This window comes from Micromonospora sp. RTP1Z1 (assembly GCF_033804685.1).
Lineage (GTDB): Bacteria > Actinomycetota > Actinomycetes > Mycobacteriales > Micromonosporaceae > Micromonospora.
On record NZ_JAPFQV010000077.1, the window covers coordinates 1 to 21788 of the forward strand.

16 protein-coding genes and 1 pseudogene are annotated in these 21788 nt (G+C 70.6%); 11 read left to right on the forward strand and 6 right to left on the reverse strand.

The annotated features are described in order from the left end of the window. Positions 1–415 precede the first annotated feature (415 nt). The 3 genes and pseudogenes from SLP03_RS27675 (at position 416) to SLP03_RS27685 (ending at position 4236) form a co-directional block, all read left to right on the forward strand. Positions 416–2302 (forward strand): adenylyl cyclase, encoded by a 1887-nt coding sequence (locus SLP03_RS27675; protein WP_413644757.1) that lies wholly within the window; start codon positions 416–418, stop codon positions 2300–2302. A gap of 236 nt (positions 2303–2538) precedes the next feature. After that, positions 2539–2790: pseudogene (locus SLP03_RS27680) on the forward strand (helix-turn-helix domain-containing protein); the annotation flags it as partial. A 141-nt stretch (positions 2791–2931) separates the two neighbouring features. Next, positions 2932–4236 (forward strand): hypothetical protein, encoded by a 1305-nt coding sequence (locus SLP03_RS27685; protein WP_319463579.1) that lies wholly within the window; start codon positions 2932–2934, stop codon positions 4234–4236. A gap of 372 nt (positions 4237–4608) precedes the next feature. Here SLP03_RS27685 and SLP03_RS27690 read toward each other — a convergent pair whose 3' ends face one another. The 6 genes from SLP03_RS27690 to SLP03_RS27720 form a co-directional block, all read right to left on the reverse strand. Continuing rightward, positions 4609–5871: an ATP-binding protein gene (locus SLP03_RS27690; RefSeq protein ID WP_319463580.1), complete on the reverse strand. Its 1263-nt coding sequence runs from the start codon at positions 5869–5871 to the stop codon at positions 4609–4611. A gap of 129 nt (positions 5872–6000) precedes the next feature. Then, the gene (locus tag SLP03_RS27695; RefSeq protein WP_319463581.1) at positions 6001–7245 is read right to left on the reverse strand and encodes a TIGR02679 family protein; all 1245 of its coding nucleotides are present in this window, start codon (positions 7243–7245) and stop codon (positions 6001–6003) included. 47 nt (positions 7246–7292) lie between these two features. Then, positions 7293–11450 (reverse strand): TIGR02680 family protein, encoded by a 4158-nt coding sequence (locus SLP03_RS27700; RefSeq protein WP_319463582.1) that lies wholly within the window; start codon positions 11448–11450, stop codon positions 7293–7295. A 21-nt stretch (positions 11451–11471) separates the two neighbouring features. Next, positions 11472–12863, reverse strand: coding sequence for a TIGR02678 family protein (locus tag SLP03_RS27705; RefSeq protein ID WP_319463583.1), 1392 nt, complete (start codon positions 12861–12863; stop codon positions 11472–11474). Then, positions 12860–14428: a TIGR02677 family protein gene (locus SLP03_RS27710; RefSeq protein WP_319463584.1), complete on the reverse strand. Its 1569-nt coding sequence runs from the start codon at positions 14426–14428 to the stop codon at positions 12860–12862. Before SLP03_RS27710 ends, SLP03_RS27705 begins: the two co-directional genes overlap by 4 nt. Before the next feature lie 668 nt (positions 14429–15096). Next, positions 15097–15309 (reverse strand): winged helix-turn-helix domain-containing protein, encoded by a 213-nt coding sequence (locus tag SLP03_RS27720; RefSeq protein WP_319463585.1) that lies wholly within the window; start codon positions 15307–15309, stop codon positions 15097–15099. A gap of 222 nt (positions 15310–15531) precedes the next feature. Between SLP03_RS27720 and SLP03_RS27725 the strand changes: the two genes are divergently transcribed. From SLP03_RS27725 to SLP03_RS27760, 8 genes are all read left to right on the forward strand, one after another. After that, positions 15532–15720: a hypothetical protein gene (locus SLP03_RS27725; protein WP_319463586.1), complete on the forward strand. Its 189-nt coding sequence runs from the start codon at positions 15532–15534 to the stop codon at positions 15718–15720. A 36-nt stretch (positions 15721–15756) separates the two neighbouring features. After that, positions 15757–16296, forward strand: coding sequence for a DUF4352 domain-containing protein (locus SLP03_RS27730; protein ID WP_319463587.1), 540 nt, complete (start codon positions 15757–15759; stop codon positions 16294–16296). Between the two features lie 161 nt (positions 16297–16457). Next, entirely contained in the window at positions 16458–16802 is a 345-nt protein-coding gene (locus SLP03_RS27735; RefSeq protein WP_319463588.1) for a hypothetical protein, read from the forward strand. Between the two features lie 92 nt (positions 16803–16894). Further along, positions 16895–17023, forward strand: coding sequence for a hypothetical protein (locus SLP03_RS27740; protein ID WP_319463589.1), 129 nt, complete (start codon positions 16895–16897; stop codon positions 17021–17023). Between the two features lie 392 nt (positions 17024–17415). After that, positions 17416–18327, forward strand: coding sequence for an LPXTG cell wall anchor domain-containing protein (locus SLP03_RS27745; RefSeq protein ID WP_319463590.1), 912 nt, complete (start codon positions 17416–17418; stop codon positions 18325–18327). A gap of 121 nt (positions 18328–18448) precedes the next feature. Then, positions 18449–18796, forward strand: coding sequence for a hypothetical protein (locus tag SLP03_RS27750; RefSeq protein ID WP_319463591.1), 348 nt, complete (start codon positions 18449–18451; stop codon positions 18794–18796). Continuing rightward, positions 18777–19280 (forward strand): hypothetical protein, encoded by a 504-nt coding sequence (locus tag SLP03_RS27755; protein WP_319463592.1) that lies wholly within the window; start codon positions 18777–18779, stop codon positions 19278–19280. Before SLP03_RS27750 ends, SLP03_RS27755 begins: the two co-directional genes overlap by 20 nt. 406 nt (positions 19281–19686) lie before the next feature. Continuing rightward, entirely contained in the window at positions 19687–21492 is a 1806-nt protein-coding gene (locus SLP03_RS27760) for a hypothetical protein (RefSeq protein ID WP_319463593.1), read from the forward strand. Positions 21493–21788: the final 296 nt, after the last annotated feature.

Below are 21788 nucleotides of genomic sequence, written 5' to 3' on the forward strand. Positions count from 1 at the left end.
TCAGCCATGATGGGATAGCGGGCACAGGCACTCCCGGTGATCACTCGGCGTAGGAACCTTGATGATCACTGGTGCCTGTGCCCGGTCTATGACCGGCCCTCCCCGATCGACCTATTTGCGCGGGCTCATAGCGCAGGATCAGTTCACGGGGTAGAAACATTCCAACCACATCTCCCACGGCCTGATACCAGTCGAAGCGCGGTGAGAGCGCTCTCTTGCGATCTTGTCCCCCGGTGTCCGGTCGCCCGTCCCCCTGACTAGGCAGGTCCATGACATCCGTGACCCATGCCGGCACGGGAGAGCGCTTGCGCCCCCGTCCTGTCGCCCGCCCTCTTTGCGGCATCTTCCCGCCCGGCGTCCCGACCGACGACGCCGCGCCCGTAGCGCTGCCCGCCCAGTGGAAAGGACGAACCGCATGACGACCCAGTCTCCCGGTAGTGGCGGTCCCGCGAGGCGGCCCCTCAGCCGCCGGCAAGCCGGGCGGGCGTTCGCGCTCGGCCTGGTGCTGACGACCGCCGTCATGACGACGGGAACGGCCGCCACTGCCGCCCCGCCACCCCCCAGCGCCCAGGACCTCGGGGCGAATGTCACCATTTTCGATCCCAGCATGCCGGTCAGCGAGATCCAGGCGACGCTCGACGCGGCGCACGCCACGCAGGTCGACAACGAGATGGGTAGCCAGCGCCAGGCCTTCCTCTTCAAGCCGGGAACGTACGGCACCGCGGAGCACCCGCTTCAGATCAAGGTCGGCTACTACACCGAGATCTCAGGCCTGGGCGCCTCACCCGCCGACGTCGTCCTCAACGGCAAGGTCGAGGTCTACAACCGCTGCCTGACGGACGGCGGAAAGAGCAACTGCCTCGCGCTCGTCAACTTCTGGCGCACCCTGTCCAACCTGTCGATCAACATCGACGCCACCGGCCAGGACGGATGCCGCGCCTCGGCAAACTTCTGGGCCGTCTCCCAGGCCGTGTCCATGCGCCGCCTCAACGTCAGCGGCGCCAACCTGTCCCTGATGGACTACTGCACCGCCGGACCGCAGTACGCCAGCGGCGGCTTTATCGCCGACTCCAAGCTGCCGTTCGTCGTCAACGGATCACAGCAGCAGTGGCTGACTCGCAACACCCAGGTCGCCGGTTGGTCCAACGGTGTGTGGAACCAGGTCTTCTCGGGGGTCGTCGGCGCTCCGGACGACGCCGCCTTCCCGAACCCGCCCTATACGACTCTCGATGCCACCCCGCTGAGCCGCGAGAAGCCGTACCTGTTCGTTGACGCGCAGGGCGCGTACAACGTCCGCGTACCCGCCGCTGCGAAGAACACCCGTGGCATCTCATGGGCCGACGGCATGACGCCGGGCCGCACGCTACCGATCACCGACTTCTTCGTGGCGAAGCCGTCGGACTCGGTGCAGGTCATCAACAACCAGCTCGCGCGCGGTAAGCACCTGCTGCTCACCCCCGGTGTGTACGACGTCGCGCGCAGCATCCGGGTCAAGCGCCCGGACACGGTGGTCCTCGGACTCGGGCACGCCACGCTCACCGCCGTGAACGGCGCGATTGCCCTCGATGTCGCCGACGTTCCTGGCGTCGTCATCGCCGGTGTCACGGTCGACGCGGGCCTGAAGGAATCGCCGGTACTGCTGCGGGTGGGTCAGAAGCACGGCGAACGTCCGAGTTCGGCGGACAACCCGACGACACTGTCCGACGTGTACTTCCGGGTCGGTGGACCGCACGTCGGCAAGACCAACATCGCGCTCGAGGTCAACAGCGACAACGTACTCATCGACCACATCTGGGTGTGGCGTGCCGACCACGGCGTCGAGGGGCTCACCGACACCGAACGCTGGAACACCAACACCGGCCGCTACGGCGCCGTGATCAACGGCGACCACGTGACGGCGACGGGCCTGTTCGTCGAGCACTTCCAGCGGTACAACACCGTCTGGAACGGTGACGACGGCACGACGATCCTGTACCAGAACGAGCTGCCGTACGACCCGCCGACGCAGGCCGACTGGATGAACGGCGGTGTCGAGGGGTACGCCGGCTACAAGGTCGGCGACCAGGTGAAGACGCACAACCTCTACGGCGGTGGCGTCTACGTCTTCAACCAGAACAACCCGGCGATCCACACCGAGAACGGCTTCGAGGTTCCCGAGACCCCCGGCGTCAAGCTCCACCACATCATGACGGTCAACCTCAGTGCCGGAACGATCGACCACGTCGTCAACGGCGTGGGCGACCCGGCCGACACGACCAAGATCGGTGCGCCGGTGTACGTCGCGGAGTACCCGGCGCCGTAGGACACCCGCACAGGGCAACAGCATCATCGCAGTATCTGGTGGGCCGGAGCTTCAGAGCTCCGGCCCATCGGCGTCGGCACCGTGATGGCCAGTCGGGCCAGCGGGCTTCGGTACGCGGCTGCCGCCGAGCTGCCCCCTACACGACCTGCCGCAGGTAAAAGGCCAAGCCAGGGGTCTAAGGGATGTCTCGTAACCCCGGCGTATGTCCGGTGAGGACGATGGCCGAGGATGCCTGGGTGCAGGTGATCTCCGCAGCCCGCCCGGAGCTGATCTTCCCGTTCACCGGTCTGCAGCCGGCCCAGTTCCGGCGGCTGGTCCGCTTGGTCGCCGAGCGAGGCGGGGACGCCATCCCCGACGGCCGGCCGGGCCGGCAGTGGGCCCTGGACCTCGCCGACCGGGTGCTGCTGGTCGCCGCGTACTGGCGCACCAACCTGACCATGCGCCAGATCGGTCCGCTGTTCGGCGTCTCGCACTCCGCTGCTGCAAGAGGCCAAGGCCAACCGTCAAGCCGATCAGCTGGGGGACGACCAAGCCGGGCACGAGTGGTGGATTGACTCATGACGTGACCGGCTCCGGCTCAAGGCCCGCAGCGGTCAGATCGCACCGTTCATGGCACGTACGCTCTCTCCATGAAAAGTCCATTGCGGACCGTCGGCGGGTTCATCCGAGGCGCGGTGTCTCATCGCGACCTTGACCTCTACGTATTGGCCGCGAGCGCGCTCGTCTTCACGCTGCTCGGCTCGGCAGGGATGGCCAGCGCCGCTGCCCTGTCCTCGGCGACGCTTGGGCTGCTGACCTTCCTTGCAGTGGCACAGATCCGGTCCCGGAGCCAGGTTGCGGATATCGCTGACGCACGACGAATCAGGCACACCGATGTGCTGCGGAGCAACTTTCCAGAGAACCTGGTGGGCCGACGCCAGGATGCCAGATCATTGCTACTCATAGGTAGGTCGCTGGGCCGGACCATCGAAACGAGCCGCGCCTACCTCCGCCGCTCGCTTGCTGCCGGCGCGCACATCCGGGTTCTGCTGGTTGACCCAGACGATGAGGGCGCGGTGCATGTGGCCGCTAGTTCTACCGCCGACTTCGCTCGGGTCGAACGTTTGCAAGCTCGAATCCGTGCGTCCCTCGAGGAACTCGCCGGCCTACAGGGTGCCGGCGGTCGGCTGGAGGTGCGGGTGACCACGGCGGTACCGAGCCTCGGGGTCAATGCTATCGATATCGAGTACGAGAGCGGTTTGATTGTTGTGCAGCACTACGAGTACAGGCCATCGTCGGAAGCTGCACCCATCCTGCGGCTGGATACCAGTGATGGGGTTTGGTTCCACCACTTCGTCGCCGAGGCCAACCGGATGTGGGAAGACGGCCAATCGTGGCCTCCCACGGCGGACCGCGCGGTGAGGCGGGCAGCTCGGCCAGCGTTCGCGCACGCTTTCGGCCCAGAACTTGTAGAGGTGATGTCTCGCGCTCGGCACCTGTTTATCACTGGCGTCACTCGCAACACGCTGCTCACCAGCGAGTACGGGCGCTTCGAGCAGTGGCTGAAAGCCGGATGCGTCATCCGTCTTCTTCTGGTTGATCCGGAATCACCCGCGATCGCCGTGGCGGCTGAACGCTACTACGCTCACCGGTCGCCGGAGAGGACCCGGGAGCGGGTCCGGCATGCGCTCGGCCTGCTGGGGGAGTTGCGCCAGACGACCGGCGGGGACATCGCCGTCCGGCTAACCCGCCACCCGCTGGCGCTGGGTCTCATCGCGGTCGACCCGACTGAGGAGACACGGTCGCCCAACAGCGCAGTGTTTGGGGAGTACTACACGTACCAAGCTCCCGGTGAGCCGAAATTTACGATCAGGGCCAACGATGGCCCGTGGTGTGACCACTTCGTCGAGGAGGCGGAGGCGCTCTGGGACGGGGCGGCTCCCGTGAAGTTGTAGTTCAGTACCCGGGAATGTAGCCATAAACACTCTTATGGCAGCCCGGTCGGACCAGGCAGCTGCTGAATCGGCAGCCCCGCTGCCAGAGCTCGCAGAGCTGCTGGCGGTCCCCGTCCAGTGCGGCCCCCAGGACACGTGATCTACGTTGCCTGCGGTTCACGCTCGTGCTCAAGGGGATGGAGCAACGGTTTCTTAAGACGGTGCTCAATTTGCGGCCGCAGGCATTTTGCCTGCGGCTTTCTCGTTTTCCTCTGTTGGATGCCGGTCGCAATGGTACGTTGCTGTGCTCGCTTGCTAAAAGATCAGCAGGCCAGATAGCTCGGTGATCGATGAGCCCTCACCTGACGGGAGCGACCTGCGAAGAGAGCGAGGTCAGTCTGCTGTCGGGGCGGAAACCTGCCACAAGGCACTGACTGGCAAGGCGCGGAGTCTGTCGCCGAACGGCAGCGTGGAGGTTCCGGTGTAGAGGACGATGCCGGCGATGAAGTCGTCGCCGAGGCGGTCGGCGAGTCGGCGTAGCCCGCGGAAGTCGTCGGGTCCGACGGTTGTGGCTGCTTTGACTTCGATCCCGACGACGTGGCCGGATCTGTTCTCGAGCACCGCGTCGACTTCGTACCTGCTCTGGTCGCGGTAGTGGGACATGTCGGCAAACTGCTCGGACCAAGTGAGCTGGCGGGACAGCTCGGACAAGACAAATGATTCGAGCAGCGGGCCGAACGGGGCGCCCGGCCGGAGCAGCGCCCGGGCGTCGGTCGCGATCTCGTTGGCGGCGATGCCCGAGTCGACAAAGATCAGCTTTGGAGCGGCGGTGGCGCGGGTGCCCAGGTTCCGGGACCAACCGGAGATCCGCTTGACCAGGAAGATCTCTTCCAGGGCCTGGAGGTAACGTGCGATCGTTGGCCGGCTCAGTCCGAGTCCGGATTCGAGGGAGTTGGCGGCGATGATGGTCGCGGATCTAGCCGCGAGTAGGCGTACCAGCTTGCGTAGCTCGCCCTTGTGCTGGATGTCGGACAACTGCCGGACATCGCGATCGATGAGCGCTTGGACGTACGCGTCGAGGAACCGTTGGCGGCGCCGCGAGTCGGCGCGGGCCGTGGCCTCGGGTAGGCCGCCTCGCACGATTCTGGCCGCGTAGTCGGCGCGGGTCACTTCCGACTCGTGTCGCAGTTCGGGGCCGAGCGCGAAGATGGCGTCGACGAATCCGTCCGGCTCTCCATCGAGTTCGCCTTGGGAGAACGGCCAGAGCTCGACGGTTTCCATCCGGCCGGGCAATGCGTCTGGGGCAGCCACCATGCCGAACAGCCGCGATGATCCGGTGAGCAGATACCGGCCGGGACGAGGGTCCTCGTCGACGGCTGCCTTGATGGCCAGCAGCAGCTCCGGAGCGCGCTGGATCTCGTCAACGACCAGCAGTTCGGAGGAGTCCACGAAGCCGACCGGGTCGGCGATCGCTGCGGCCCGGTCCTGTGCCCGGTCGAGATCGCGGCGCTCGGCGAGACGATCGCCGGCGACGATGCGAACCAGGGTGCTCTTGCCTGCTTGGCGTGCTCCGCTGATCAGCACGACGCGGGTGTCGGCCAGGGCGGCGTTGACCTGCGCGGCGGCGCGGCGTGGGATCAGGTGCGGTGTGGGCACACGTGTCATGATAACCGGCACGGTTTCGATCTGCGAGGAGACCCGCTTTCGATTTGCGGCAAATCCGTGTTCGGAATGCGGGGTCTCGGTGTTCGATTTGCGCGGAACGGCGTCGCCACCGCCGGACCGTCACCTGGCTCCGGCCGTGCGCAGGTCGGCGATAAGCCGGTCGAGCAGGCGTTCCTCCATCACCGCTCGGCCGGTCCGCCGCATCGACTCGCCCAGCGACTCGTCCCACGGGGTCCCGGCGGGCGTACCGAGCAGGGCCGTGCCGGTGCCCGCCGCAGGCAGGTAGTCGGCGGCTGTCATCCGCCATGGCACCGCACTCGGGTACCGCTGGAGAGCCGCCGCCGTCAGTCGTACGCCGGTCCAGTCGAAGTCGTTGCGCCACCGGATCACTGCCCCGCAAGCGGCGCGCAGCAGCGTGTGGACGGCGACTGACGGCACTCCTTCGGTGCAGATCAGCGGCGGAGCCTGGGCCCCGAGCGCGGCGGTGGCCGCGCGTAGCACGGCGGGGTTCTCGCAGACGTAGACCTCGTCGCAGCTCATGCTCAGCGGTGCCAGGCGTAGTTGGTGCAGGGTGAACCGCATCGGCACGCCCGCCTGGGCGGCCTCGGTCAGCCACCGCCCGACCAGGCCGCCGGTGGCCGGCACGTTGAGCACCAGCACCTGGCTGGCGAGGTCGTCCGGGACCAGCCCGACCGATTCCCACAAGGCCCGTTCCTGCTCGCCGTGGACCGGTAGCGTCGTCTGGTGCCACGCGGCGACGGCACGTAGGACGAGTCCACGCAGCGGCCCCTCGGTGAGGGCCTTCGTGTCGTCCAGCACCCGGTCGGCGAAGACCGGCATCGGTTCGTCGGCCGCGGGCAGCGCGTCCAGTATGCGGACCACGTCCTCGAACGGCAGTCCGGTTCGGACGACGCGGGTCAGGGTGCCGTCGCGGCGCAGGCCGTCGAGCCATTCGGCGTACCAGGCGGTGCTGGCGTGCCGGCCGTCGTGGGCCACGGCGAGGACGGCGTCGCGGGCCACCGCTTCGCGTTTCAGGTCGGCCGGGCGGTTGCGAAGCGGGGCCGTCGCGGTGAGCACGTCGGCCAGGCCGACTCCGTGTGCCGCCCGCAGGTGCTCGTCCACCTCGGTGAGTCGGACGCTGAGGCGGGCCGCTGCGGCGGAGCGGTGGGTACCGGTTATGCCGATGATCACGAGACGTTCGTCGTCGGTGGGGGCGGCCAGCGTCACGGCGGCGTCGAGCCGGCCGCCGGTGCGTTCCAGGCTGCGCCGTGCGGCCGTCAGCAACCGCCGCCAGCCAGGCTGCTCGACCAGTTCCGCCGGACTGCCGTACCCGCCCGGCCGGTCCCGCCCCGGCTGCGCGGACAACGTCTCTCGACCGGACCGGTCCGACGGCCGATCGTCGCGCCCGTCGGTCATTCGTCCACGAGGTCGAGCAGGACGCCGGCCCGCTCGGGTTCTCCGCGACCGCCCGGGGCGCGGCGGGTCTCCGGGGAGCCGAGCGCGCGAGCCAGCGTTCCGTCGAAGTCGGCGACGTTGGTCGAGCCGTCCCAGACCAGCAGCACGGTGGATACGGCGTGTTCCACGGCGGAGTGGGACAGGTCGTAGTGGGCGGCGCCGCTGACCGCCGGGTGGGTGGCCCAGAGGTCGTAGCCGGTCATGAACAGGTCCAGGTCGAACTGTTTCGCCAGGGCCATCAGCTCACCTCGGCCGGTGTCGTCCACGCCGGCGAACGCCTCGTCGAGGCCGAGCAGCCGGGGTGCGTCCGGCCGTGCCGAGCCGAACAGCGCGTTGGCGGCGGCGAAGAGCGGCAGGTGCAGGGAGACCGACTGCTCGCCGCCGGAGAGCTGGCTGTGCCTTGCTCGGGTCAGTGCCTCCGTGCCGCCACCGGGTCGGTGCAGGGTGAACGCGAAAGTTCGCCACTGCCGGTAATCGAGTACGTCGCCGAGCAGTTCCCGGTACGGCCGCTCGGGCGCTGTCGCCCGCGCCGTCTTGATCCGAGCGGCGAAGTGCCGGCGCATGGTGGTGAGCTGGGCCGGCCCGAGCCGGGCCGGATCGCGTTCGAGCAGCTTGCAGACGTCGCGTTGTTCGGCGTCGAGGTCATCGGCGAGCCTCCAGCCGACGCCGACGGTGAGCCCGGAGGACATCCGGCGGGCCCGCATCTGGCTGTCCATCGCCGCCACCAGGTCGCGGGCCTCGATGGTCCGATGATGGATCTGCCGGGCAAGTTGCCCGAGCAGGGCGTCCTCCAGCACCCGCTGCTCGGAGTCGGTCAGCAGTTGCTCCTGGTCGCGGCGCTCGCGGGCGATCCGGTCCGCGAAGTGGGCGACCGGGGTCAGGCCCTGTTCGTCGGCGACCCGGACCACGATCACACCGTCGGCGGTGTCCCATTCGGGTCGGTGGTCGAGGCCGGCTGCCGGCAGTTGTGCCTGCAGCTCGGTCAGCGCGGTGGTCAGCCGGGTGGCGCTCTGCTTGAGCGACGTCTCGGTGGGGCTCAACTCCCGGGTGGCGGCGAGGATCGCTTCGTGCAGGGCTGCCACCTGCGGATCCAGTTCCGAGCCGGATTGGTCGCCGGGCGCCCCGACCGGCCAGCGCAGGTCGGTGGGGCAGCGCAGCAGGCCCAGCAGGTCCGGCTGGGCGTACGGGCGCAGTCGCTGGGCATCGTGCTGCGCCTCGGCGACGGCGGCGGTCACGGCCTGCTCGCCCAGCTCCACCCGGGTCAGCGCGGCGACCCGCCGCTCCCGGGCAGCACCGAGCTGGGTGCGGGCCTGCTCGACGGCCTGCTCCGCCTCGGTGATCCCGTCGGCGGTCCGGGCCACGTCGGCCAGCACCCGCTCCGCGTCGGCGCCCACGCTGTCGCGCAGCGTCCGGTACGCCTCCGCCTTGTCCCGGTGCCGGGAACGGGCTGTGCGCGCGATGTCCTGCGCGGCGGTGAACCGGTCGACCGCCTCGTCGTGCCGCTGCCGCGCCTGGTCCTCCTGCTCGGCGGCGCGCGCGGCGGCCGGCCGCGCGCTCTCCAGGCGTACGCCCCGTTTCTCGAAGCGGTCCACCGCCTCGGCGGTGTCGTAGACGCGGTCCACCGGCAGCGACCGCTCCGCCGCCGTCCGCCGCAGGGCGGCCGCCGCAGCGGCCCGCTCGGCCAGGGTCTGGTCGAGCCGTGCGGCGGCGGCCGCGCTGGCCTCCTGACGGGCGCGCAGCGTCGCGGCCGCCCGGTCCAGCTCACGCAGCGCCGCGTGGACCGGCGCGGGTGCCGGCAGCTGCGCGGCGGCCGCGTCCACCGCCGCCAGCAGCGCCTCGACGGACGCGCGGTCGCGGTCCACCGCGCCGAGGTCGGCGTCGATGGTCGCCAGCTGCCGGTCACATTCGGCGACCCGGGCGGCGCGGCGGGCCGCCCGGGCGGTCGCGCCGATGTACTCGCAGGAGGCCTTGGCGAACCGGCCGACGCCGACGCCCTGGGCGTACCGGCCGTCGACCCCGACCGTCACCGGCGCGGTGCCCACCTCGGCGGATGCCTGCGGGGTGGCCCGGTCGGCCAGCGCCACCGAGGCGAGCACCTCGTTGATCCGCCCCGCGGGCACGTCTTCCTGCTCCTCGGGGGCCAGCACGTCGGCGAGGGTGGCCCCGGTCGGCCGCCGGTGCGGCGGGAGCGGCAGCAGGTAGCCGTCCAGGTCGTCGCCGGCCAGCGCGGTCGCCGCGGTCTCGGGGTCCGGGTGCAGCCAGGCGTCCAGCAGCCCGGCGGCGTGCAGCGCCGCCTCGGTGGCCGCCGCGTCCGCGCCGGTCACCCCGTCGGCGAAACGGACCAGTCGCCACAGCGGCGCGCCGGGTCGGCCGGTGCGCGTCGCCGGCCGGGTCACCGGGACGGGCGGCGCGTCGTCATGCTCGGCGGCGATCCGATCCCGTTCGGCGGCCACCTCGGCCCGCCGGTCGGCCAGCGCCGCGCGGCGCGCCGCCAGCGCCGCGAGCCGGTCCCGCCGCCGGGTCACCGCGGCGGCGGTGGCCTCCGCGTACACCTCCCGCAGGGTCTGCGCGCCCGGCTCGCCGGTCGTGTCCACGGCGGCGGCCAGCGCACTGGCCAACTCCGGACACGCGAGGTCGGCCAGCAGCCCGGCGTTGCCCTGCGCCCACTGCCCGATCTGGGCACGCAGCCGTGCGCGGGCCTGCGCGACGGCGTCCTCGGCGCGTCGCTCGGCCTGCTCGGCGTCGGCGGCGGCGGCCGTGGCGCCGGCCGCGTCGGCGGCGGACCGGGAGTGGTCACGCTCGGCCTGGTCATGCCGCGCCACCTGCTCGCGGACGGCGCGCACGTCGTCGCGGCGCGCGGCGGCCCGTGCGGTGATCCGGGCCGCCAGGTCGTCCGGGGCGGCGTCGTCGGCGCTCCAGGTGATCCCGGCCGTCTCGGCGTCGAGCAGAAGTTCGGCGGCGAGCCGGTCGGCCGCCGCCCGGGCGTCCCGGGTCGCCACCGTCGCCCGTTCCCATTCTGTACGCCGCCGGGCCACCGCCGTCTCCTCGGCGGCGGCAGCGTCGTCGGCGCGCTCGGCCGCCTCGGCCAGATCGTGCACGTGCCGTTCCAGGTCGGCGAGCTGCTCGTGGGACTGGTATGCCGCCGAGGCCTTCAGGCTGTCCAGGTGGGCGCGGAGCCGTCCGGGCTCGCCCTCGACGGCCCGCAGCCTCGTGCCTGCCTCGGACTCCGCCTCGGCCGCCGCGTCGGCCGTGCGGTGCGCGTCGCCCAGTGCGGCCGACTGGGTGGCGACCGCGTTGCGGCGGGCGGTCAGGGTGTCGGCGGCCGCCCGGGCATGGGTGCGCAGGTAGGTCGAGTAGACCGTCAGGAACGCGGCCGTCGCCGCGTCCGCCACCACCAGCCCTTCGAGGGTACGGGCGACCGCCTCCATGTCATCGAACGAGCGGGCGGCCTCCACCAGCAGGTGGTCCTCGACCGGACGCAGCCCCCGTTGCAGAGTGCGGGACAGCTCGACCGGGTTGAGGTCCTTGGCCAGCTGCGGCTTACGCAGGGTCAGCACCAGATCCAGCAGCTGCTCGTAGCGGGCCGGACCGAGGCCGAACAGCCGGGCGTCGACGAGCTGCCGGTAGCCCTCCGCCGAGTCCCGCACCGCGTCGGCACCCAACCGGTCGAGCAGGTCGCGGCGGTTGAGCGGCCGGTCGTCGGCGTCCAGCAGGGAGAAGTCCACCCCCACCCGGCCGTCTGCCACGAAGTGCCAGCGGGTCACCCGGTCGACGTGCCGGTGCGCCCGCAGCCCGATGCCGACCGTCACGTACTCCTCGCCGTCGCCGAACTCCATCCACACGTACGCGTGCGTGACCTCCTGCCCCCGGTAGAGCAGGTTCGACTTCATCGTCCGGTCCTCGCTGGCGAACGGGTTCAGCCGGCGGGGTTCGATCCGCCCGTCGAGAACGAACGGGAACAGCACCTCCAGTGCCTTGGTCTTGCCGGAGCCGTTCGGCCCGCGCAGCACCAGCCACCCGTCGACGAAGAGGAACTCCTCGTCCCGGTAGTCCCACAGGTTGATGATCCCGGCTCGGGTGGGGGCGAACCGGCGGACGGCACGTTGCTCGATCACGATCAACTTCCCGAGGTCAGGTCAGAAGAGGGTTTCGGTGGCGGCGCGGGGCTTGACCGCGGCGACGGTGTGGCGGTAACGACCGGCCAGCGGCCGGACGAGCACCCCGCCCGGCACGGCGGCCACGGCGCCGAACCGCTCCAGCAGCGCCACCGCCTCGGCGCGTAGCCGGTCCGGGTCGGCGTGCCACTGGGCCCCGAACGCCGACCCGTACCGCTGAAGGATCTCGCCGACGGCGGTGCGCAGGAAGCTGTCGGTGATGAACGGCAACCGGCCGGCGCCGTCGGTCTCGTCGGGGCCGCCCTCGTCCTCGGTGGTCCACGGCTCGGCCGGGCCGGTGTCGTCGAGGCGCACCAGGGTGGCCGTGGGCAGGCCGGCGTCGATCTGACCCACCAGCGCCTGCTGCCGGCCGTACCCGTCAGGCGGGACAAGCCGCTTGACCCGACGGCCATCCGGATCCACCACGCGGTCGGCCATCTCCACCGCCAGCAGCACCGCGGCCTGCGCCACCGAGCCGGTGCCCGGGAACCGCTCCCCGGTGAACCCGGCGGTGTCCACCAGCAGCACCCCCTCGGCCCGCCGTTCCACCCGCAAACCGGTCAACCGGGCCAAGTCGGCGGCGAGCGCCGACCCGCGCAGATGGTTGGCGACCACCGGATCGACGTCGGCGTGGTAGACGACCGGCGACTCCACCACCCCCCGCCGGGCCGCCTGAGCTGCCTGCCGGCGCTCGGCGTTGCCGCTGCTGGTCATCGCCCGGCCGAGCAGCGCCGACACCGACTCGACGTGCTGCACCACCCGGGTCGGCCGGAACAGCGCGAACACCACGTCCCGCGCGACGTCGTACAACGCCTCACCGGCCCCGGGGTCACTGGCCCAGGCGGCGCTGGATCCGTCGGCCAGCCGGAGCACGCCACGCTCCTCCAACCAGCCGACCGCGTCCACGAAAGCCCGTCGATCCGGGCCGTGGTCCGGATCCAGCCCCAGGCCGGTGATCCGGTTCGCGTCGCCGGCCACCGAGTCGGCCAACTCGCTGAGGGTGATCTGGATCCCGGCACGGCCCAGCACCGCCATGCACAACGCCAGATACGCGTAGCGCTGCCGGTCGAACGGCCGCCCGGTGCGGGACACGGCCGGCTGGGTGCCGTCGAGCTGGTCCTTCGCCCGCACCAGCCGTGCCGTCGAACCGTGCAGCTCCAGCCGGTACCCGAACGCCTCGGCGAGATCCCGGCGCAGGGCGGCGGCGAACCGCCGCACCCGGGGCAGCGCCCGCTCGTCGGGCCAGGTCGCCGTGATCAGCGGGTGACGCAGGACCAGCCGGACGACCCGCTGGTAGTCCGCCAACTCCAACTCCGGGACATCGACGGCGAACCGGTGGACCGCCGGCCGGAGCACGCCCGATTCCGCGGTCACGCCGACACCAGCTCGGCACGGCGGACCGCGGTGTGCTGCGCGGCGGTGACCGTCAGCGCGAACCCGTCCAGATGAAGCCGGCCGTCGACGGTGCGCACCGTGGTGAACCGTCCCGGCGTCGGGGTCAGGGTCAGCCGGACGCCGTGCGCGGCGGCCGCCAGCGGCACCGCGGCCGTGCCACCAACCCGGGCGGCGAACGCGATGTCGAGCAGGCGCAGCAGGACCTGGGTCTGCGACCCGTCCAACCGGCCGTCGGTGACCCCCTCGGCAGCCAGCGCCGTCGCCGCGTCGGCCAACCGGCGCTCCCGGGCGAGCTGGTCGCCGCGCAGCCGGTGCCGGCGGTCGTCGACCCGGTCCAGCCGGGCCGGCCGTCCCCGACCCTGCCCGGGTGCCCGACCGGTGGCCACCAGGGTGCGGGACAGCTCCACCGCCGGTGCCTCCCACCACGACAGCCGGCTCGCGATCGCCTCCGGATCCGGGTGCGCCACCCCGACGTGGCGAGGAGCGCCGAGACCGAACACGACGTCGAACAGGGCGTGCGCGGCCTCCTGGGTGCCGGTGTGGGTGAACCACGCGGCCAGGTGCCGCAGCTGCGACTCCCGGCTCACCCCGCCACGGCGAGCCTCGGTGACTCGGCGCAACAGGGCGAGGACGTCACCGATCGCGGCGATGGTGGCGTCCGACAACCGGTCCGCCTCGCTGAGCTGCTCCGGACCCGGCGGCGCCAACCAGGACCGCAGCCCCGCCCAGCGCCGCCGCCAGTCATCCAGCCGCTGCACCGGGGTGTGGAACAGCCGCTCGTCGGCCTCGGCGGCCGCCTCGATCAGCCGACCCAGCCCGGTCGCCTCCACCTCGTGCACCGCCGCGCGTAGCCGGGGGCTGTAGCGCTGCAACTCGTCGTGGAAATCCCGCAGGTGAGCCAGTAGCGCGTCCTTGTGGGCGAGGAACGCCTCCGGCCGTACGTCGTTGGTCCGTCCCAGATCGCCCAGCATGTGGTAGAAGCGTGCGGCCCGTTCGGCGATGTCGGCCAACGCCCGGTCCAGTCGGTTGAACTTGCGGTAGACCTCCTCCGCGTCCCCTGCCTCGTTGGCCGATGCGAGCGCGTTGAGGTCCGCCAGGAGATCGGCGAAGACCAGCCGGGACAGCGTCGAGTCGTCCATGCTCGCCGACAACACCGCCTCCACCGCCCGGTGGGCCCGGTACCCGGCCTCGGTGAACTGGTACACCGAGTGCCGGTTGCGGTACTCCGCCAACGTCGTAGCCCGGGAACCGTCCTGCCCTCGGTCGAGCACCCCCCAGTCCACCAGGGCGTCGAGCAGCCGCGGCAGCTCCAACCGCGCCGGATCCGGGCAGTCGGCGTTCGCCTCGTGCAGCGCCGCCAGCGCTGCGGCCACGTCAGAGCTGTGCAGCACGACGTGGTAGCTGGACCGCGCCGAGTCGAACGCCCGTAGCAGCCACAGGTAGGCGAACCGGTTCTCCGCCGTGACGTAACCGAACAGTCGCATCCGGTCGTCCAGCCCGAAGTCGTCCAAGCCGAACGTGGGCCTGGATGGCTGCACGGTCATCGTCTTCCTCCCACGGGACGCGAACAGCCACCCACCCTACCCAGCCGGATCTGGAGGGCGGCCAGGCGCGCGGGGCGCCCACTACGCCAGAGGGCACTGGACCGTGGAAAACCGGCTCCACTGGACCAGAGACGTCACCCTTCCGAGAGGACAACTCCCAGCTCAGAACCGGTACCGCCCCACGAGCCCTGGCCAGCTTCCGCAACCTCGCCCTCAATACGTTCCGCCTCGCCGGACGCGCGAACATCACCCACGCCCGCCGCGACCTGCACGACCGCACCGACACCTTCGCCGTCTACGACATCTAACAAAACATGATCAAACCAGACACAAAGGAACAACGCCGGGGCCGTGGGGCTACAGCAACGCCGACCCGACACCCCTCCAGGCCCCCGGAGAGTGGTCCCGCCCCTGTCGCCCTTTCGCCGTGCCTAAGGGTGGCATGGCGGGACAGCCGGTTACGAAGATTAAGTAGGTGTGAGGTGCAACTTAGGTATGTCTTAACGCCTGGGCCTTCGGCCAGTCCGTTCGTGCAAATCGCGCAACATGAAGGTTTGTCGCGAACACGCCCTCACCTGCACTTCGTCACTGGTCGTGACCGGACGAGGTAGCCACCGGCTGCGCTCCCAGCCGGGAGCATGACTGTGTCCGAGATGCGATCGGGTGAGCTAGGTGTCAGGGTTCTGCACGAAGACACCACGGCCAGGCTCGCCATAGATGACGCCCTTGGCGTGGAGCACCATGACGGCGCGCTGCACGGTCGCGATCGAGACGCTGTAGAGGACGGACAGCTGGCTGTACGACGGGATCTTCGTCTCGGCCGGGTACTCGCCAGTGGCGATGCGCGCGGCAATGTCGTCCGCGATCTGGCGGTAGGTCATTCGTCGGGGCATGTCACTCCTGGGTTGGCGCCCCGATGAGATCACGCGCTCTAGGTTCACTCAACCTCACCGTTGACTCCATGAACTAAGTGCACTTACCGTAGCGGTGAGTGGTCGTCTTGTGTACCTGGGTTGGCGCTTAGGGGCACGGGCCCACTCAGGCCGGAGGCCGGGTCTTACGGCCCGGCTTCCGGTCCCCCTCCGCACGAGGAGCCCGTCGCCATGTCCCAGCCGCCGCCGGAGTGGCAGCCACCTCGTTCCGAGGTGCCGGTTCCACCGATCAGCGGTGTGCCCCGTCAGCCGGCCCACGCCGCCCGCACCCGTCGGGAGTGGCGGCCGTTCGCGCTGTTCGGCGGGATCGCGCTGCTGGTCCTGGTCTTCGTCCTGCTGGTCGTGGCGCTCAGCCGCTGACCCCCTGTGCATCACCGACACCTCACGGGAGCGCACGTGAACCACCGCAAGTACGCCACCATCGCCGGCATCACCCTCGCCGCTGTCGTCGCCCTCGGATGCGGCGCCGGCTCCACCGACACCGGCTCCGTGTCCGACAAGGGCGGCAGCAACGCCGCGCCGGCGGAGGAGAAGTCCAAGGTGGCGAAGATGGGCAGCGGCACCGTCACCTTCAAGGACGGCCTGGCCATCTCCACCAAGGCACCGAAGAAGTTCACACCGGCCGCCACCGCTGCCGGCCACCAGCGGGGCAACACCGCCGTGCTGGTCGAGGTGACGATCAGCAACGGCAGCAAGGAGCCAGTCGACCTGGCCCTGGTGACAGCCACCGCGGCGTTCGGCGCGGAGGGCACCCAGGCGGAGTCGGTGATCGACGTGGCGAAGGGCATCACCGGGTTCGAAGGCACCCTGGCCCCCGGGCAGAAGCGCACGACCAAGCTGGCGTTCTCGGCGGCCACGAAGGACACGTCGAAGATCGCCCTGACTGTCAGCCCCAGCTTCGACGGCTCGACAGCCCTTTTCGAAGGCTCCCTCTAAACCGTCTGCCGGGGATGGTCCCGCGCCCCCGGCAGATCACGACAGCGGTCCCGCCGCCCCGACCCCCGGCGGCGGGACCGCTGTGTCCCCTCGCGCGAACTGCAACGAATGCGAGCCCCCGATGACCAACCGCCGCCACCGCGAGTGGGGGTGAACCCCGCGTGCCCCTCTTCCGCGTCAGCCTCAGCCTCTGGACCGCCCCACCCGGTGACGCCTCGCTTCCGGCGTTCGTCAACGGTCTGCGGGACCAGCTGGTGCAGCTTGAGCAGCGGTGGGACTCCGTAATCGCCCCGGCCGCCATCGGCGACACCGAGACGCAGACCTGCGAGGTGACCGTGCACGTAAAGGCCGACGACATCAGCGCAGCCCCCATGGCCGCCGGCCGGGCAGTCGGCTTCGCCGCTGACCACGTCGCGCCGGCGTGGCAGGTCGCCATCGGGCGTATCACCGTCGAGTCACCACCCCGCCGGCCCGCCACCCTGGCCGATCTGCCCCCGCTTCCCTGATCGGCCAGGCCGGGCGAGGTGCTGTTCTTCGCCGGCACTCGCGACCTGGCATGGCCCGCACCTAACCACCTCAGCACCAACTGGAGCACCGTATGGATGTACTCGCCTTGATCCTGGCGGCGGGCGGCCTGGCCGTCGCCGTGTGGTCGGCGTTGGTGTTGCGGCGGTCCGCCTCGGCGGAGTGGCACGTGCGGGTCCCCACCCCGGACGACAGTGTCTAGCTTGCTCCGTGTGCAGGCCCAGACGAGGCAGGTCCGCGTTGCCCTCGTCGAGGCGCCAGCCGGTGCACCGCCAGCCCTCGCGGTCATGCTCCCGGACGGCACCGCCGTCGTCCTGACGCGCGGCCAAGCCCGCAGCCTCGCCTACCAGATGCGACTCCTACTCGACCGCTCCCGTCCGTCAGTAGCCACACCGGCGCAGGTCGGGCGGTGAAGTGAAGTGATCTTCTCCGATCCCTCGTGGCTCCTTGACTTAGTGCGCTGAGTGCACCTACGTTGGCGCGCGGGGTCACCGCCCGGTGGCCCTCGTGGGTTTGGCGCCACCGGCCACGGCCGGCACTTCGATGACCCGCCCACTAATTAGGGAAGCCATCACCCACCACCATGGAGGTCCGTTGCGCACCCTCAGACTGGTTGGCGCCACACTCGGCGCGCTGACCCTGACGACATTGGCCCTCGCTGGCCCCGTCCAGGCCAAGCCCGGCGATCGTGTGTGGAAGGCCAACGGCGAGTCCCGCATCACCGGCGAGTACGAGGTCACCCTGGTTGGTGACAACACCTCGATCGAAGCCGCGAACCTCGGCATGAAGATCGGCGCCGCCACCAGCATCAGCTTCGACTACAAGCTGTCGAACGGTGCGGTGTGCAATGGCGGCGCTCCCCGCGTGTTTGTGGTCGTGAACGGCGTCAACACCAACTCGTGGGACCAGCTCCAGCCGCTCGGCAAGCAGTGCGGCGAGGACGGGAAGGTCACGTTCACCGTCGCGGCTCCCGGCACGATCCGGGAGGCGGGCGTCGTGTACGACAACGGCACCGCCGGCACGGTTGTCGTGGAGAACGTGAAGATCGGCGGCAAGGCGATCGACTTCCAGGCGGTCGAGCCGGGTGCGCCCCCGACCACCAAGCCGACCACCAAGCCGACCATCAAGCCTCAGCCTCGCGACTGTGAGGCGTATCTGTACACCGGCACGAAGCAGAACCTGTGCGCCGACTTCCCGAACCCGTCGGGCAAGGTCAACTGCTCGGAGGTGAAGTACCGGGTCACGCTGGTCGACGTGAACAACGACCCGTGGGGCCTGGACGGCAACCGGGGCACGAAGGGCATCGGCTGCGAGTCCAACCCGCTGAAGCCGAACGCCGCCCCGCCGGCGGCCGGCTCCGGGGCCGGGTCTGGCACGAACGGCGGCGGTCTGCCGGTCACCGGCGTCAGCGGTGGAACCCTCGCCGGCGTCGGCCTGGGTGCCATCCTGCTCGGCGTGGGCGGAGTGGTCCTGGTGCGCCGGCGCCGGCCGCGGTTCACGGCCTGACGGTTACAGCTCAGGAACGCCAGGTCGGGGAGCGCCGCCGTCGGGATCGGCCGCTCCCCGACCTGGTCAGAGATGCGACGGACGACGCACCTGCTGAACATCGAGCACTAGGATCCCGCGCATGACTGCTCAACCGCCGGTCGAGGAGCCTGTGCCTCCGGTGCGGCGGGCGGCGGCGATCGCGGTGTCGGGCTTCGCGTCGCTGGGCCTGATCTCCCAGTTCCTCCTCACCCCCAAGTGGAACGGCGGTCTGCTGTACAAGTGGGCTCTGCTCAACTGGGGTGAACTGGCGATGGCGGCCGTCTTCGCCGTCATCGCCTGCGTCGGCGCGGGCACGGTCATCGCCTCCGCGATCGCGACCCGCACCACCAGCGGCGCCAGGAGTCCTGGCGCGCAGACGGGCACGGGGATCCTGGCGTCGGCGTCTCTCGGCGTCGCCAGTGGCCGGCATGTACGCGGTGGTCGCTAGCCTCTACATCGGCGATCCCGTCGGCGGGTTCCTGCGGTGGGCGCTGCTGCCGGTCGCGCCGATCGTCGCCGCGGCCGCGGTGATGGCCCTCGTTGCCGCCCGGCAATGGCGCATCCCGTCAGGCGGCTGGTCGCAGCTGCTCGCCTTCCCGACCGGCTCCGTCGTTACCGCCGGCGTGGGCATGGCCCTCGTGCAGTACTCCCTGACCGCGGACCGGTGGCCCGACATGGTCTTGTGGATCGACATCGCCGGCCGCGTCGGTGGCCTGCTCCTCGGCGTGGGGACGGTCATGGCCGTGGTGTCGCAACCGATCCTCAGGTTGATCCTGGGCGCGCCCCTGGCCGTCATCACTGCCGCGTTGGTCAGCTGGCCGGCCTCGGGGATCCTCGGGGTGATCTATGCGATCGCCGTGGCCGTGTGGTGGCTGCGGCAGCTGTGGACCCGCCTCCTCCGTCCCGCCCCACAACCACACGGACCGATATGAGCGGCTGGCCGACGCGCAGACGGCCAGGCCCGAGCAGGTTCCGGCTCCTCGGGTGGGGGTGGGTGGGTTGAGATGGCCGCAACGGGTCGCTTCGCTCGCCGTCGTCGTGGTCCTGGTGGCCGCTCCGCCGTGGCTGTTGGCGGCGGTCGTCGGCTCGCCGCTGCACGGCTGGCCGAGTCTGCACCAGGTCCGCCTCTGGCTTGCGCAGCCCTTGACCGCGGACACTCTGACCGCGGGGCTGACGGTCCTCGCGTGGCTCCTCTGGCTGCTCCTGGTCTACACCGTCACCGTCGCCGTGGCGCGACGCGTCCGAGCTGGTGCCCGCTGGCTGCGACGCCTGCCGCTGCCGACACCCCTGCAGGCCACCGCCACCGGAATGGCCGGCGCTGCTGTCCTCACCACCGCCGTGAACGCCACCGCGACAGCCCCACCGGCCCAGCCTTCCGCCGTCTCGGCCGGCACCCTTGAACACCCCGACCCCGCCGCAGACCCCGAGGACCCGGCGCCCATCGTCGAGGCCGGTGACGGCGTCACCGTCCCGGGCGGCTGGCTCCCCCACGAGACGGCAGGGCAGGTGGCCGCTGCGGCAGCTCTTGTCTGGTTGCGGCGCCGCCGCGGCTACCAGCCCGGCCATCGGAAGGTGCCGCAGCGGGCAGATCCGGAGCTGGCGCCGCTGCCCGCCACCGTCGCCGCCGTCCAAGTAGCCCTCGCCACCGACCCGACACACCAGGACGCCGCCGCCGAACGGCCGCCCACCGAGCAAGCCTGGCTCGCAATCCCGGCGTCGATCGCCGCACTGCCCACGACGGGTGTCACCCTCACCGGCCCCGGCGCAGGGGACGCGGCGCGAGGAGTGCTCGTCACCGCGCTGCTCGCGGCGCTGCGAGATCCGCCCGACGCGGTTCGCCTGGTCATCACCCGCTCCGCCCTGACCACCCTCCTCGCGACGCCAGCCATGACTGAGGTCTGCGACGGCATCCCGGCACTACGGGTGACCGAGACTGCGGACCACGCCGTCGAACTCATCGACTCCCACCTCGCACCGCTAGCAACACAGCCCTCTGCCCAGTCGGTACCAGGCGCGGATCGCAGCATTCCGAGGCTGGTGCTGATCAGCGACTCGCCAGCGGCGGCCGCTACCAACCGGCTGGCGGCCATGCTCAGCACCGGCAAGGTGACCGCCGTAGTTCTCGGCGCCTGGGCTCAGGGCGCCACCTGGAGCGTGGACCAGCACGACCGCACCCACGACGCCCGGGATCCGGGGCAGGCAGGGCCGAGACTATGCAGCCTCGACCCGGTCGCCGCGATGGACCTGCTCACCGTCATGGCCCACATCCGCCTTGCACCCGTCCCTGCGCCGCAACCGGCCACCGACACGCAGACAGCGGCCCTGCACGAGCAGCCACGGCAGTTCATAGTCAGCCACGTGCGGATTCCCCGCCAAGCCGGCGAGGACCGGGCAGCACAGCCCACTCCGGCGGCAGGTGCCAGGCCTCGCGTCGAGTTACAGGTGCTGGGTAAGCCGAGGCTGCTCGTTGACGGGCACGCCGTCACGATCCGCCGCAGCGCTGCCGTGCAGGTTCTCGTCTTCCTCGCCGTCCACCGTCAGGGCGCCACCAGCGCGCAGATGGTCCAGGCCATCTGGCCCGGTTTGGCCGCCCACACCGTTACCGGCCGCCTCTACACGACCCTCAGCGAGCTACGCGGCGCCATCCGCGCGGCCTGCGGGCTGACCATCATCGACCACACCGACGACCGCTACCGTCTCCTTGGCGAGCATCTCGACACGGACCTGTGGCGCCTGCGCACCGCCGCCCACCACGCCGCCACCGCCCTCACCGACCCTGCGACCGCCTGGCAGTTTGTGATCGACGCCCATACCGGCGACCTCGCCGCCGACCACACCTGGCCGTGGGTCGACCCGCACCGCGAAGCCACCCGCAGGCTCGTCCTCGACGCCTACGCCGCCGCCGCGTCAGCCCAACCCGACCCGCACCGCGCCCTGGAACTCCTTGAACGCGGGATCCGGGTCGATCCCTACAACGAGAACCTTCACCAGCGGGCCATCGAAGTCCTCACCGCACTGGACGACCACACCGGTGCGGCCGGGCTGCTCGACGCCTACCAGCGTCGGCTCACCCGCGCGGGACTTCACCCCAGCGACAGGCTTCACCAGGTTCTTCAGGGCAGCATCGCCTCGACAAGTCAGTAAGGGCCTTGTCGGCGTACAAGTGAACGTGCCCAGGCAGGTACGACCGAACGTGGCCAATGCTGCATCCCGGCAGGCGCCCGAGCTCAACGATGGCTGGCAGTCTCACAGACTCCATCGGCAAGTCCCACTGAGATCAAGCGCGATCGATCCTGGTAAGGCTCAGTAATAGGGCGCAATGCTGACGCCGGCCCCGCGCTGGCTCGCGAGTCACTCATCTGCCGATGTCCGGATGTTGATCAGGTTGTCCATTGAGGGAACGGTGACCGGACAACTTCACGGCCCGCGTCGCTTCGCGA